Origin of the sequence: Rhizobium sp. CFBP 13644 (genome assembly GCF_014842165.1) — a bacterium.
Taxonomy (GTDB): Bacteria; Pseudomonadota; Alphaproteobacteria; order Rhizobiales; family Rhizobiaceae; genus Agrobacterium; species Agrobacterium tumefaciens_C.
Genome location: NZ_JACYVF010000005.1, coordinates 150088 through 164700, shown reverse-complemented (window position 1 = coordinate 164700; position 14613 = coordinate 150088). Strand labels below are relative to the sequence as shown.

Sequence of the window (14613 nt, the reverse complement as noted above, 5' to 3'; positions counted from 1 at the left end):
ATGGAACCTTGCGTCGATTGTGAGCCGTCAATAACGGCCCCCGTCGGCGCAAGTGGCTATAATATCGCCCCATTGTTTGGGATAGGGTGGCGAACCTATCATGGACGCCGGGCAGCATATTGGATACCGAAAATCAGATATTCATCGGGCAGGGTCTTGTCCCTCAAAGATCACTGCCCGACGATGTTGAAGACATTCAGCGACGGACCTTTGATTATTTCTGGCTTGGCAGCCACCCGATTTCTGGATTGGCACGAGACCGCCTGCGCTCTGATGGCTCGGTCATCAACGAAATTGCATCCGTTTCAGGCACTGGCTTTTCATTTCTCGCAATCGTCGTGGGCGCGGAACGGCGCTGGATAACCCGTGACGAGGCGCTGGATCGTGTCACGCGAATGGTCGCAGCCTTGCATAAGGCAAAGCGTTTTCACGGTGCATTTGCTCATTTCATTCATGGTGAAACCAGCGAGGTCATTGCCTTCGGGCCGAAAGATGATGGCGGCGATCTGGTCGAAACGGCCTTGCTGCTGCAGGGTCTGATATGCGCCCGGCAGTATTTCTACCGTTCCACATTGGCTGAAACCCGCTTTCGCGCCCTTGCAAATGACCTGATCGGATCCGTCGAGTGGGACTGGTACACGCGGACAACGGATGGCCCGCTGTGGTGGCACTGGAGCCCCGGACGGCGATGGTCGCTGGATCTGACCATCACCGGTTGGAATGAAGCCCTGGTTAGCTATGTGCTGGCCGCAGGCGCTGAGAAACACGCGATTGATCCGGTCCACTACCACAAGGGATGGGCACGGTCGGGTGACATGGTGAATGGCAACTCCTATTTGGGAACGGTCTTGCCGCTGGGCGAACCCTATGGCGGGCCACTGTTTCTCTCGCAATATTCCTTCTGTACGCTGGACCCGAGGGGCCTTTCCGATACCTATGCGGATTATTGGCAGCAGGTGGAGGCGCATACGCGGATCAACCATGCCTATTGTCAGTCAAAATATCCAGGTTCGGATATTTGGGGAATGACCGCCAGCGATGGCCCGAAGGGCTACCGCGTCCATTCTCCAACGCAGGATGATGACATCATCTCCCCGACCGCTGCTCTCTCCAGTTTTCCTGTCTGCCCCGACGAAGCAATGGCTGCGGCCCGTGCGTTTCTGAGCTATGACGGTGGCAAGCTGTTGGGGCGATACGGCTTTGTCGATGCCTTCTCTCCGGTCACCGGTTGGATTGGCGAAACGCATCTGGCCATCGATCAGGGACCCATCGTGGCAATGATGGCGAACTATCGCTCCGGGCTGATCTGGGCCTTGTTCATGGGCGCACCGGAAGTCCAGCGCGGCCTTGACCGCCTTGGCTTTCGGGTCGGCGATCCACAGAATACGCCTGACCACATCTAACGCTTAGTCTCGGGGTATTCCCGCTGGACGGAGCAACCGACGTTGTGCGCCGATGCGGAATGGTGCGTTCATGGCGCCGTACCCCGCATAATTCTCCCGCCTTTCTACAATTTCGAAGAAGAAGCCTTCGCCAAATGTTTGGCTGTAGATCTGGAAATATTCCCCGTGGTCGTCACGGTCGTAGAGAATGCTGGAAGCGCGTAGCGCGTCGGAAAACTCTGGCTCCAACCCGAAACGTGCCTCTAGATCATCATAATAGTTGCGGGAGATAGGCAGGGCTTGAAAGCCGCGTGCGTGCAGTTCGCGCGCCGTTGCAAATATATCGTCGGTCGAGAAAGCAATGTGCTGGATGCTGGTGCCGAAGCCTTCTGCCAAGAACTTTCCAGCGAACGTCTTGCGGTTGTCAGCGCCATTCATTGTCAGGCGGAAATCGGGTTTTGGGAGGCTTTCTATGGCCTGGCTGCGCACGAGGCCGCCCGGTTCCACCACATCAACCATGGGGGTGCGGCGCATGGAGAAAATCGACGTGTAAAACAGCAGCCATGTCAGCATTTCATCGTAGCGCGTTGTCTGAGCCAGATGATCGATGCGGGTCAGTCCGGCATCTCCAGTGGTTTGCGAAGGAAGCTGCGAAAACTCTTTGTCCCAGATGGAAGCAAGGTCAGGCGATCCATCAAGGAAATAGATCACGCCATTTCCGACGCCCTGAATGGCTGGAATTGAGGCTTCGCCACTCTTGCGCGGCTCAAAAAAGGTGGGTGCACCCAGTGCAGCCGCCCGCTCCAGTGCTGCCTTCGCATCATCGACCTTCAGGCCGAAGGCATAGGCGTTCGTGCCATGCACCGAATAGGACGCGCCGGCAAAGCTGTCGCCGGTGCTGTCGGTATTGATGACGATGCGAATATCGCCCTGCGTGTAGAGCTCAACCTCCCGATTGCAATGGCGGGCAGATTTCGAGAAACCCAGCGTGGTCAGCAGCGTTTCAAGCTCGGCCTTCTCGTTCTGCCCCGTCGTGAACTCCACGAATTCCACACCGCTTGTTTCCACAGGCGCGGGCATATTGGGCACGTCAATACGAATATCGGGCTCCAGACGGTGAACTTTGTCCATGAGATTGATGAGCGAGCGGTGGCCATCTTCTGCGAGCAGGCGGGCGGAGCCGCCACGGAACTGGTCGTTGAAAATCTCCAGTGACAAAGGCCCGGCATAACCGGTTGCGGCGACAGCCCGCATGAAGTCAACGACTGGAAGATCCCCTTCGCCCGGCATGTTTCTAAAATGGCGGCTCCAATAGAGGAGGTCCATGTCAAACAGCGGCGCGTCCGCCAGTTGCACGATGAATATCTTGTCGCCGGGAATGGAGCGGATCGAGTTCGGGTCGATCTTGCGTGACAGGGTGTGAAAGCTGTCGAGAATGATGCCGACATTGCTGTGGTCGGCCCGGCGCACGACTTCCCAGGCATCGCGGTGGTCGTTGACGTGACGCCCCCAGGCCAAAGCCTCGTAGCCGACGCGCAGACCGTGCTTTGCGGCACGTTCTCCCAACTCATGGAAATCGGCAGCGGCCCGGTCTATTCCACCCAACGAAATCTGCGAGACGTTGGAGCAGATCAGCATGAGTTCGGTGCCCAGCTCTCCCATGATATCGAACTTGCGTTCTGCTCGTTCAAATGCACGCTGGCGGTGCTGGTCGGGCATGCCTTCGAAATCACGAAAGGGCTGGAAGAGGGTAATTTCCAGGCCGTGGTCTTTCACCATCGCACGCACTTCACGGGGGGAGGCATCATAGGTCAGGAAATCGTTCTCGAAGATTTCGACCCCTGAAAAACCCGCCTTGGCTATTGCCGCAAGCTTTTCGGGAAACTCGCCGCTGATGGAAACGGTCGCGATGGAGGTCCGCATGGGCTGCTTCTGCGTATCGATGCCGGAGATGACCATATTGCCTTCCTTTCCGTGATTATGTACTAATTAGTTAATAGTGACGGTTTCAGTTCGGGCCGATTGGACTATTGATAGGTGTATGATGACGAAAGCGGCGACTTCGAACAGCACCCTTGCGCCTCGGCAAGCCAAGCGCGACCCGGAGGGTGTGCGACGCGATATTCTTTGCGTTGCCATGGATGAGTTTGCGCAAAACGGCCTGTCTGGTGCGCGCATCGATGAGATTGCTGCGCGTACCCGCACATCCAAGCGCATGATTTACTACTACTATGGAGACAAAGAGGGCCTCTACCAACAGGCGCTTGAAGCTGCTTATGCGCAGGTGCGCGGCGGTGAAAGCGGCCTTGAACTGGACGAGATGGAACCGGTTGCAGCACTCGACAAGCTCTGCAGGTTCACCTTCGATCACCATCGTCGTCACCCTGCCTTCATAAGAATGGTCATGATCGAGAACGTTCACCATGGCCGTCACATGCAGGCTTCTGAAACGATCCGAGAACTCAACCGCCCCGCGATCGATGCCCTGCAGAATGTTCTCGTGCGTGGCCAAAAGCAGGGCGTCTTTCGTGAGGGCGTCGGCGCGCTTGAACTGCACTGGCAGATCAGCGCGCTGTCGTTCTTCAACGTTTCGAATGCTGCGACCTTCTCGTTCATTTTCGGTGGCAACCTGTTTACCGACGATGGTCAGGAAACCCTTTCGAAGCATGTCGCGGAAATGGTGCTGCGCTATGTGCTTCGGGTTGAACATATCGGGGCTACCGAAAAGACCGGTCGGTAAAGCCGGTCCACATCTTGTGGTCACTACGCGCAGACGATGTCATGTCGCAGCCTCATCCATGCAAAGTTCGTCAAAGTGCGCACGCATGCGGGTCGGATCTGGCTCCAGACCCGAAAACAACCGGAAAGCACCCACGGCTTGGAACACAGCCATGCCACCGCCGGGCAGAACCTGACAGCCTTTGCTGACCGCTTCGGCGAGCAATTGCGTGATAAGCGGCATGTAGACAATGTCTGCAACCCAATGGCGGGGCTCGATCAAAGCTGGTGGTACCGGCATTCCGGGATGCGCAGGCATGCCGGTGGGTGTTGCGTGGATCAGGCCGTCTGCGTGCGGCAAGGAGTCTTCCGGCTTCTCGACGACAAAAGCGCGTTCTGCCCCGAACCGATGATTGAGCTGTTCTGCAAGCTGCGCCGCGCGGTCTATATCCTGATCGAGAATATCGAGACGTTGAATATCCAGCTTCAAAGCGGCGTGCGCCACCGCAACGCCTGCGCCGCCAGCGCCAATCAACAAAACGCGGTCGCGCTTTGCTTCGGGCAGGCCCGCTTTGAAACTTTCATGGAAGCCGTACCAGTCCGTATTGTGGCCGGTTCTTTTGCCATCGCGAAACACGACGGTGTTAACGGCACCCAGCATCCGCGCATCTTCCGACAAATCATCAAGGAGGGGAATGACCCGTTGCTTGAAGGGGTGGGTAATGTTGACGCCTGCAAAACCAAGGCTTTCCGCCTCATCAAGAAGATCCGGCAAGGCGCTTTCCGGCAGGTTCCGGCTGATGATGTCAATGAACGCGTAGTCGTAGTCGATGCCGTGGGCGGCACCTTCACGCATGTGCATTGCCGGTGTTTTTGAAAGCTGGATGTCGGCACCGATCAGCCCGACTTTCAATGTTTTTCTGTCTGTCATGTCGGTATTCTCATCAGGGAAAGGCTGCTTGGAAGAGGCGGAGGCGCTGCCCACTAATGGTGCGCAAGAATTTCACCAAGGAAGGTGCGGGTCCGCTGATGTTGAGGGTTCTTGAAGAACTCTTCCGGCGGCGCTTCTTCAATGATTTCACCGGAAGCCATAAACACAACGCGGTCTGCCACCTGCCGGGCAAATCCCATTTCATGGGTCACGCAGATCATCGTCATGCCGTCCTTGGCAAGTCCGATCATGGTGTCGAGGACTTCCTTGACCATTTCTGGATCAAGAGCCGATGTCGGTTCATCAAACAGCATGGCCTTGGGCTCCATGCAAAGCGCGCGCGCAATGGCTGCGCGTTGCTGCTGGCCACCGGACAGTTGGGCCGGATATTTGTCTGCCTGATCGAGGATGCGAACACGTTCGAGATACTTGCGCGCTGTCTGGTCGGCATCTGCCTTCGACAGGCCCTTAACGCGCATCGGCGCAAGGGTGCAGTTTTCGAGAATTGTCTTGTGCGGGAACAGGTTGAAGTTCTGAAACACCATGCCGACTTCACGCCGGACCGTGTCAATGGCACTTGCTGATGATGTCAGCTTGGTACCCTCGACGGTGATCGTGCCCTGTTGAATGTCTTCAAGGTGATTGATGCAACGGATCAGCGTCGATTTGCCTGAGCCTGACGGCCCGCAAAGCACGATCTTCTCGCCTTTGCGAACCGTCAGATTGATATTCTTCAGGGCATGAAAGGATCCATACCACTTTTCCACCGCTTCAAGAGCGATCAACGGAACTTGTGTATCGGTGGTTTGCAGCATGGGAGCCTCCAGCTTACTTTACGGTGAAGGGGATATCAGGGAGGGATTCCGGGAAGGCCGGAACGTCCCGCTTCATCCACTTCGTGTAGATCTTCGCCAGTTCGCCATTGCCCTTGATCTTCACCAGGAACTCGTTGACGGAGGCGTTCCAGTCTTTTTCGCCAGGACGCGTGCCAGCGCCATTGTAAAGCGTGGTCAGATCGAACTTGGATTCGTATTTTCCGGCAGCTGCCGCGTTGAGGCGATCACCGTAAAACTGGTTGCCACCGACCACTTCGACCTGACCTGAGATCAGAGCCTGAATATTGGCAGCATCATCATCAAATCGAAGGATATTGGCTTTGGAGCCAGCACCAGCGGTGATGGACGTATCCATTGCACTCGACTTGGGAACGCCGACAGAAACGCCTGTCAGGTCATCGTAGCCAGCAATCTTTTTGTCCTTTGGTCCGTAGACCGAGAGAACGTTGCCCGCGTATGGCTGGGAATACTGGATGGTCTTTGCGCGTTCTGCTGTCATGCCCATGGTGGCAAACAGCACGTCTACCTTGCCTGTCATGAGAGCAGGGATGCGGTTTGCGACCGCCAGCGGCACAAACTGAACCTTGACGCCTAGGTGGTCGGCAAATGCCTTACCGATGTCGGCGTCAAGTCCGTCCTGAACGCCCCTGGAATTCACAAAGCCCCAAGGTGAGTTGTCGCCCTGAATACCGATGACGACGGTGCCTTTGGCCTTTGCTTCTTCAAGCGTGCCGGCAAAGGCGTTGTTCGATGCCATAAGTGGCAGGGTTACGGTGGCTGCGGCCAGCGCAAGCACCATACGGCGATTGATTGTCTTGCTCATGAACTTCATAGTTTGCTCCTCCTTACAAAGCAGATCTTATGATTTAGCGTGATGCGGTTTGAAGGCGTTTTTCCACCCCGGCGCCCCACAGGGAAAGCGGCCAGCAGATCAGAAAATAGATGAGGCCAACGATGGCAAAGACCGTCAGTGGCTTGAATGTCTGGTTCGAAACGATCTGTCCGGCACGCGACAACTCAACGAAGCCAACAATTGCTGCAAGCGACGTGCCTTTGATGAGCTGGACAAGAAAACCGATGGTCGCTGGCAGCGATATCTTGAAAGCCTGCGGCAGGACGACGTCTTTCATGCGCGAAACATAGTGCAGACCGAGTGCCTTTGCGGCCTCTGTCTGGCCCTTCGGCACGGCCTGAATGCCGCCGCGCCAGATTTCGCCCAGAAACGCGCTGGCGTGCAGCGTGAATGCGATGGCCACCGCAAGCCACGCATCGATGTCCAGACCCACCAGTGCCACGCCGTAGTAGACAACGAAGAGCTGCATCAGCAGCGGAGTTCCCTGGAAGATGGCGATGTAACCGGCGGTCACACGCTGGCCGATCTTGTTGTCGACTGTTCTGGCCATGGCAACGCAAAGGCCAAAGACTCCGCCGCCGATAAAGCCGATGAGCGCCAATGCCACGGTCCATTTCAGACCCTGCATCAGGAAGAACAATTCATTGGTGCCGATAGATGTCATCGCCTTTGCCTCACTTGACCGGGTAGCTGAATGACAGGCGCGAAATCAGGGCGAAAACGGCCATCATCAGAGACGAAATGACGAGGTAGAGAAGCGTGATGGAAAAATAGACCTCGAATGAACGGAATGTTTCAGCTTCGATCCGCTGAGCAACGGACGTCAATTCATAGGCCGCAATCGATGTGCAGACCGATGTTGTCAGCGTCAGCATGATGAACTGGCTGGTCAGAGAGGGATAGACCGCGCGCAGCGCAGGCTTCAGAATGATGTGGCGGAAGATCTGCGAGCGGCGCAATCCGAGCGCCAGCCCTGCTTCAATCTGCCCCTTGGGAACCGCATCCACACCGCCACGAATGATTTCGATGGCATATGCGCCGCCATTCAAGGCCAGAGCAACAATCGCGGTTGTCGTGGGGTTCAACCGCAGGCCCATCTGCGGAAGCGCGAAGAAGATGAAGAAAATCTGGACCAGAAATGGCGTGTTACGGATGATCTCGACAAAGGCAATGACGAGTGCGCGCAGCGGCTTGACGGAAGATCCACGGGCGACAACGCCGAGTACCCCGATAATCGTTGCCAGAAACATGCCCGCAAGCGCGAGGCCGATTGTTGCGAGGCACGCCAAAAGCAATTCCGGCAGGCGGTCGTAAACTGCCGAGAAATCCAGCGTATATGACATCTGTCCTCCCAATCCCGCAAAGCGTCGATTTGCTCTGCTCCTGCCATTTTGCGGGACGTTTTGCACCGTCCTTGTATCTTGCCGAAACCAGCGCCTCCCGCGCATCAATCCATCGGCAACACAATGTTTGTACCAGTTAGTTCAAATCTGTCAAGCGAGACGGATTTCGATACGTCACGGTCATTTTCACTGTGGTCGAGGCGGGTTTCTGCACAATTTGATGACCGCAAATCGCGTGTGAAAAGCGATGGTGACGCTCACATGCAAGCAAATGCGCTAAGGACTCATATTCGACCCGCTGGCGTCATCCATTTGCTGATCGTGATCGTAATATCCAGACAACATGAGGAAATTTCTGCATGACGCATTGTCGGAACCTTGTCTTTATTCTGGGGGATCAGCTCTCTCCGTCGATGTCCAGCCTTCGCGGGGCAGATCCAGCGAGCGACGTGATCCTGATGTGCGAGGTTGCTGAGGAAACCATCTATGTCCGGCATCACCGCAAGAAAATTATCTTCATTCTCTCGGCTATGCGCCATTTTGCCGAAGAGCTAGCCGGTCTCGGCTTCACGGTCAGGTATGTGCGACTGGATGATGAAGACAACACGGGATCTTTCACAGGCGAGTTGAAAAGAGCGGTCGACGATCTGCATCCCCAGGCAATTGTGGTGACCGAACCCGGTGAGTGGCGCGTCCTGAACGAGATGAAACGCTGGGAAGCAGAAACCAATGTCCATGTCGACATTCGCGCGGACGACCGGTTCCTCTGCTCGCATGAGGAGTTTGCCCGTTGGGCCGATGGCCGAAAGCAGCTCACTATGGAGTTTTTCTATCGTGATATGAGACGCAAAACCGGGCTGTTGATGGAGGGAGAGGCTCCTGCAGGCGGGCGCTGGAATTTCGATAGCGAAAATCGATCCCCGGCCAAGCCGGATCTGTTTCGCCCCCGTCATCCGCGGTTTGTACCAGACGAAACGACCCGTGCCGTGATGGACCTCATCGAAGCGCGCTTTCCCGATCATATGGGTTCATCAAATGGATTTGCCTTTGCAGTGACGCGGGCTGATGCGCAGGCATCTGCCGACGCATTTATTTCAGACTTTCTTCCCAAATTCGGAGAAACACAGGACGCCATGGTCACTGGTGATCCGTTTCTCAATCATTCCCTGCTGTCGTTTTACATTAATATCGGTTTGCTCGATCCGCTGTCGGTTTGCCAGGCCGCTGAACGTGCCTATTTGCAAGGCGATGCGCCGATCAACGCCGTCGAGGGCTTCATTCGCCAGATTATCGGATGGCGGGAATATATGCGGGGTATCTATTGGCGCTTCATGCCTGAATATGCGCAGCGCAATTTCTTCGCCGCAAAGCGGCCGCTGCCGGATTTCTTCTGGACGGCAAAAACCGACATGGCCTGTTTGGCGACGGTGATTGGTGAGACCATTGAAAATGCCTATGCCCATCACATTCAGCGCCTGATGATCACCGGCAACTTCGCCATGCTGGCGGGGCTCGATCCCCATGCGCTTCATGAGTGGTATCTGGAAGTCTATGCCGATGCCTATGAATGGGTTGAAATGCCAAATGTCATAGGCATGAGTCAGTTTGCCGATGGTGGTCTGCTGGGCTCGAAACCCTATGCCGCCAGCGGCGCTTATATTTCCCGCATGTCGGATTATTGTGAAAACTGTCAATATGATGTGAAGCGCAAAACCGGTGAGGGAGCTTGTCCCTTCAATGCGCTCTACTGGGCTTTTCTGGATCGGAATGCTGAAAAACTGTTCGGCAATCACAGGCTTGCTCAGCCTTACGCCACGTGGCGGCGTATGAGCGAGGAAAAACGGAAAGACTATACCGACAGCGCGCAAGCCTTTCTGCAAAAGCTGGATGATGGTGTCCCGGTCTGATCGCAGCTGTAAGGAATCTTTATTTTTTCCTTATGTAGCGGGCCTGCATTCCCAATCGAACCCTGACGTGGTCAGGGCGTAGGGTGGGTTTCTCAACAAATGGAGAGACCCACATGTCTGACCTTTTCTTCATCCTCGGAGGCAGTGCCTTGCTGATCGGCTTTGCCGTTTATGCACGTGCGCTGAACAAGCTGTGAGGGCGACATGATTGAAGCTTTGCTCGCGCTGGCCGTTGCCGGCGCTCTTGTCGTCTACCTCGTCGTGACGCTTTTGCGTCCCGAACGCTTCTGACCTTACGGGAGAACGTCCATGACCATTCTCGGGTGGCTGCAGATCAGCCTCCTTTTCCTCGCCGTGCTCTGCGTTGTCAAACCGCTGGGACTTTACATGGCGAAGGTGTTTTCAGGTGAACGAACCATTCTGTCGCCGGTCTTAAGCCCCATCGAGCGTGGTATTTACCGCGCCGCTGGCGCCAGCCCGGAAAAAGAACAGAACTGGCTTACCTATACGCTGTCGATGCTTGCCTTTTCACTGGCGAGCTTTCTCGTTCTTTACGCGATCCTGCGCCTCCAGGCCTATCTGCCGCTCAATCCGCAGGGCTTTGCAAACGTACCGGCGGATCTGGCCTTCAACACCTCTGTCAGCTTCATTACCAACACGAACTGGCAAAACTACGCCGGTGAAGCGACCATGAGCCATTTGAGCCAGATGGTTGGGTTGACCGTTCAGAACTTCCTGTCGGCTGCCGTCGGCATCTCGCTTGCCATGGCATTCACGCGTGCTTTCATGCGTTCGCAGGCCACAACCCTAGGAAACTTCTGGGTCGATATGACCCGCGCCACGCTCTACGTTCTCGTGCCGCTCGCCATCGTTATCGCGCTTGTTTTCGTGTGGACGGGTGTGCCGCAGACGCTGGATGCCAGTGTTACGGCAACCACGCTTGAGGGTGCACAGCAGGTGATTTCTCTTGGGCCTGTCGCAAGCCAGGAGGCTATCAAGCAACTGGGCACGAATGGCGGCGGTTTCTTCAACGCCAATGCGGCTCATCCATTTGAAAATCCAACGGCATTTGCAAACTACGTCAACATATTTGCCATGCTGTGCGTTTCATCCGCGCTCGTCTACACTTTCGGCCAAATGGTGGGCAACCGCCGCCAGGGCTGGGTGCTGTTGTCGGCCATGGCCACTCTCTTGATTTCGGGTGTGGCAGTAATCTACTGGGCGGAAGCTTCGGGCAACTCCATCCTGACATCGCTGGGCGTGGACGCGCTTCAGGGCAATATGGAAGGCAAGGAAGTCCGCTTCGGTCAGGCCATGACCGCCCTTTATGCAGCCGTTACGACAGGCCTTTCCAACGGTGGCGTCAACGGCATGCATGGCTCGTTCACCGGCCTTGGCGGCTTGGTGCCCATGTTCCTCATCCAGCTCGGTGAAATTCTGCCCGGCGGTGTTGGCTCTGGTCTCTACGGCATGCTGGTCTTTGCGCTTCTGGCCGTTTTCGTGGCTGGCCTGATGGTGGGAAGAACGCCGGAATTTCTGGGCAAGAAAATCGAGGGCCGGGAAATGAAATGCGCCATGCTGGCGGTTCTCATTCTGCCGGTAGCCATTCTTGGTTTTTCAGCGGTTTCGGCCATGCTGCCCATGGCAGTTGCCAGTGTCGGCACGGCGGGTCCGCATGGGCTTTCTGAAATTCTGTATGCCTATACCTCTGCGGCTGGCAACAACGGCTCGGCTTTCGGCGGCCTCTCCGGCAATACGCCCTGGTACAATACAACGCTTGGCATTGCCATGCTTCTGGGTCGCTTTGCCTATGTCATTCCTGTCATGGCTATTGCTGGCTCGCTTGCTGCAAAGGTCAAGGTTCCCGCCTCCAATGGTACGTTCCCGACGGATGGCCCTCTGTTTGTCGGCCTCCTGATCGGCATCATCATCATTCTCGGCGGGCTGCAATATTTCCCGGCTCTGGCACTTGGCCCCATCGTTGAACATTTCGCGATGCTCGCTGGCCAGACCTTCTAAAGGAAAACACTCATGTTACAAAAGCCAGCACAATCTGGTCTTTTCGATCCTGCAATCGTCGTCCCCGCCATTCGGCAGGCCTTCGTGAAGCTCGATCCCAGACAACTCTACCGCACACCTGTCATCTTCGTAACCGAAGTCGTGGCCGCCATGGTGACCGTCATCTTCATTCGCGACCTGCTAACCGGCAACGGCACAGCTGGGTTCTCCGGTCAGATCGCCGCATGGCTCTGGTTTACGGTTCTGTTTGCAACCTTTGCCGAGGCCGTGGCCGAAGGCAGAGGTCGTGCACAGGCCGAAAGCCTGAAGCGCAGCCGCTCGGATCTCAACGCGCGTCGGCTGGATGCCAATGGTGTGGCGCAGTCTGTTCCCGCCACCATGCTTGCCGTGGGCGATATCGTTGTCGTTGATGCTGGCGAGCTTATCCCCGGTGACGGTGAGGTCATCGAAGGCGTTGCTTCCGTTAATGAAAGCGCCATCACCGGCGAATCCGCGCCCGTCATTCGTGAATCCGGCGGTGACCGTTCGGCTGTCACGGGCGGAACGCAGGTTCTGTCCGATCAGCTCAAAATCCGCATCACCACCCCGCAGGGCGCAAGCTTCGTGGACCGGATGATCGCGCTTATCGAAGGTGCGGAACGCCAGAAGACACCGAATGAAATTGCGCTGTCCATTCTGCTGTCCGGTCTGACGCTAATATTCCTCATCGTCGTGATTACGATCTGGGGCCTTGCGGGTTACTCCGGCACTGTCCTTTCTGTCACCGTTCTGGCAGCTCTCCTCGTCACGCTTATTCCCACGACGATTGGCGGATTGCTGTCGGCGATTGGTATTGCGGGCATGGATCGCCTCGTTCGCTTCAACGTTATTGCCACCTCTGGACGTGCTGTCGAAGCGGCTGGCGATGTTGATACGCTGCTGCTGGACAAGACGGGTACGATCACCTTCGGCAACCGTATGGCCGCCGATTTCATCCCGGCACCCGGCGTGACCCAGCATCAGCTGGCAGAAGCCGCGCTTCTCGCCAGCCTGTCTGACGAAACACCGGAAGGCCGTTCTATTGCAGCACTTGCCACAGGCGAGTTCGGGCTTGCTGCACCCAAGGCCGTGATTGACAATACGATCGCCTTCAGCGCGCAGACACGGCTTTCCGGCGTGGATATGGGCGCTCATCAATTGCGCAAGGGTGCCATTGATGCCGTGTTGAAATTCACTGGCATGACGGACAAGGACGCTCCGCGTGAATTTCTGCAGGCGGTTGAAAGCGTTGCTCGATCTGGCGGCACGCCGCTGGGAGTGGCTGACGGCAAACTCCTGCTCGGAGTCATCCACCTGAAGGACGTGGTGAAACCAGGCATTAAGGAACGCTTTGCCGCTTTGCGCGCCATGGGTATCCGCACCGTCATGGTCACCGGCGATAATCCAGTCACCGCCGCGGCAATCGCCTCCGAAGCCGGTGTCGATGACTTTCTGGCTGAGGCAACGCCGGAAGACAAGCTGGCCTATATCCGTCGCGAACAGCAGGGCGGTCGCCTGATTGCCATGTGTGGTGATGGCACCAATGACGCACCAGCGCTGGCGCAGGCCGATGTGGGCGTGGCCATGCAGAGCGGCACACAGGCCGCACGCGAAGCCGCCAACATGGTCGATCTCGATTCCAGCCCAACCAAGCTCATCGAGATCGTTGAAATCGGCAAGCAGCTTTTGATGACGCGTGGATCGCTGACGACGTTTTCCATCTCCAATGACGTCGCCAAGTATTTTGCGATCATCCCGGCCTTGTTCGTCACCACCTATCCAGCGCTTGCTGCCTTCAACATCATGGGCCTGTCCTCGCCGCAATCGGCAATTCTGTCCGCCGTCATTTTTAACGCCCTCATCATCATCGCGCTCATTCCTTTGGCGCTTAAGGGCATCGCATACCGGCCATCCAGCGCGGCCGCCCTGTTGCGCCGTAACCTCCTGATTTATGGCCTGGGCGGTTTGCTTCTGCCCTTTGCCGGAATCAAGATTGTCGATCTCGCCGTTTCGGCCCTGCACCTGGTGTAATCATGCTTAAATTTCTTCGACCCGCATTTGTCGTTCTTGTTCTCCTGACGCTGGTGACCGGCGTTGCCTATCCGCTGGCGGTCACCGGCATTGCTCAGCTTGTCATGCCGCAGCAGGCGAATGGCAGCGTCATTCGTCAGGGTGTTGCTGTTGTCGGCTCTGCCCTGATTGGCCAGAACTTCACGTCCGAGCGTTATTTCTGGCCGCGCCCTTCGGCAACCTCGCCTGATCCCTATAATGCTGCGGCGTCTTCCGGCTCCAATCTCGGCACGACATCGGCCAAGCTGAAGGACCGTGTGGCCGCCGATATCGAACGGCTTAAATCGGCAGGTATCACAGGCGCTGTTCCTGCCGACGGCGTCACCGCCTCCGGCTCGGGTCTTGATCCGCATATTTCGCCGGAATTTGCGCAGGCGCAGGTCGCCCGCGTGGCTGCTTCGCGCCAATTGACTCCCGAACAGGTGCAAAGTCTGCTTCTTGAGCATACCGAAAAAGCGGCTCTTGAAATTATCGGTGAGCCGCGCGTGAATGTGCTAGAGCTGAACCTTGCGCTGGATGCGCTCAAGAGCTGATAC

General features: G+C 56.5%; 13 protein-coding genes. 7 read left to right on the top strand and 6 right to left on the bottom strand.

Translation table 11 applies throughout. From position 1 onward, the window contains the following. The first annotated feature begins 119 nt into the window (after positions 1-119). Positions 120-1403, top strand: coding sequence for a glucoamylase family protein (locus tag IFT53_RS14755; RefSeq protein ID WP_244656333.1), 1284 nt, complete (start codon positions 120-122; stop codon positions 1401-1403). 3 nt (positions 1404-1406) lie between these two features. On the opposite strand, the gene IFT53_RS14750 is transcribed toward IFT53_RS14755, so the two are convergent. Continuing rightward, positions 1407-3305, bottom strand: a complete 1899-nt coding sequence (locus tag IFT53_RS14750; protein WP_192065934.1) for a bifunctional sugar phosphate isomerase/epimerase/4-hydroxyphenylpyruvate dioxygenase family protein — start codon at positions 3303-3305, stop codon at positions 1407-1409. A 121-nt stretch (positions 3306-3426) separates the two neighbouring features. Between IFT53_RS14750 and IFT53_RS14745 the strand changes: the two genes are divergently transcribed. Beyond that, positions 3427-4122, top strand: a complete 696-nt coding sequence (locus tag IFT53_RS14745) for a TetR family transcriptional regulator (protein WP_192065932.1) — start codon at positions 3427-3429, stop codon at positions 4120-4122. A gap of 39 nt (positions 4123-4161) precedes the next feature. Here IFT53_RS14745 and IFT53_RS14740 read toward each other — a convergent pair whose 3' ends face one another. The 5 genes from IFT53_RS14740 to IFT53_RS14720 form a co-directional block, all read right to left on the bottom strand. Further along, the gene (locus IFT53_RS14740; protein WP_192065724.1) at positions 4162-5031 is read right to left on the bottom strand and encodes a shikimate dehydrogenase; all 870 of its coding nucleotides are present in this window, start codon (positions 5029-5031) and stop codon (positions 4162-4164) included. Between the two features lie 53 nt (positions 5032-5084). Further along, positions 5085-5846, bottom strand: a complete 762-nt coding sequence (locus tag IFT53_RS14735) for an amino acid ABC transporter ATP-binding protein (protein ID WP_192065722.1) — start codon at positions 5844-5846, stop codon at positions 5085-5087. Positions 5847-5859: 13 nt separating this feature from the next. Next, complete coding sequence (locus IFT53_RS14730; RefSeq protein ID WP_446737680.1) at positions 5860-6666, bottom strand: transporter substrate-binding domain-containing protein; 807 nt, start codon at positions 6664-6666, stop codon at positions 5860-5862. 67 nt (positions 6667-6733) lie between these two features. Beyond that, on the bottom strand, positions 6734-7384 hold the full coding sequence (locus tag IFT53_RS14725) for an amino acid ABC transporter permease (RefSeq protein ID WP_192065719.1): 651 nt from the start codon (positions 7382-7384) through the stop codon (positions 6734-6736). Between the two features lie 10 nt (positions 7385-7394). Further along, complete coding sequence (locus IFT53_RS14720) at positions 7395-8063, bottom strand: amino acid ABC transporter permease (RefSeq protein WP_192065717.1); 669 nt, start codon at positions 8061-8063, stop codon at positions 7395-7397. Positions 8064-8422: 359 nt separating this feature from the next. Here IFT53_RS14720 and IFT53_RS14715 point away from each other — a divergent pair, with 359 nt between their 5' ends. The 5 genes from IFT53_RS14715 to kdpC all read left to right on the top strand — a co-directional run bounded on the left by IFT53_RS14715 (position 8423) and on the right by kdpC (position 14610). Then, the gene (locus IFT53_RS14715; protein ID WP_192065716.1) at positions 8423-9970 is read left to right on the top strand and encodes a cryptochrome/photolyase family protein; all 1548 of its coding nucleotides are present in this window, start codon (positions 8423-8425) and stop codon (positions 9968-9970) included. Positions 9971-10174: 204 nt separating this feature from the next. Continuing rightward, entirely contained in the window at positions 10175-10261 is an 87-nt protein-coding gene (gene kdpF, locus IFT53_RS24140) for a K(+)-transporting ATPase subunit F (protein WP_065700206.1), read from the top strand. Positions 10262-10279: 18 nt separating this feature from the next. Then, a complete protein-coding gene (kdpA, locus tag IFT53_RS14705; RefSeq protein ID WP_192065713.1) occupies positions 10280-11989 on the top strand; it encodes a potassium-transporting ATPase subunit KdpA in 1710 nt (569 codons plus the stop codon). A gap of 12 nt (positions 11990-12001) precedes the next feature. Next, positions 12002-14038, top strand: a complete 2037-nt coding sequence (kdpB, locus tag IFT53_RS14700) for a potassium-transporting ATPase subunit KdpB (protein WP_192065711.1) — start codon at positions 12002-12004, stop codon at positions 14036-14038. A gap of 2 nt (positions 14039-14040) precedes the next feature. Further along, positions 14041-14610 carry a potassium-transporting ATPase subunit KdpC gene (gene kdpC, locus IFT53_RS14695; RefSeq protein WP_192065709.1) on the top strand — a complete coding sequence of 190 codons (570 nt, stop codon included), beginning with the start codon at positions 14041-14043 and terminating at the stop codon, positions 14608-14610. Positions 14611-14613 lie beyond the last annotated feature (3 nt).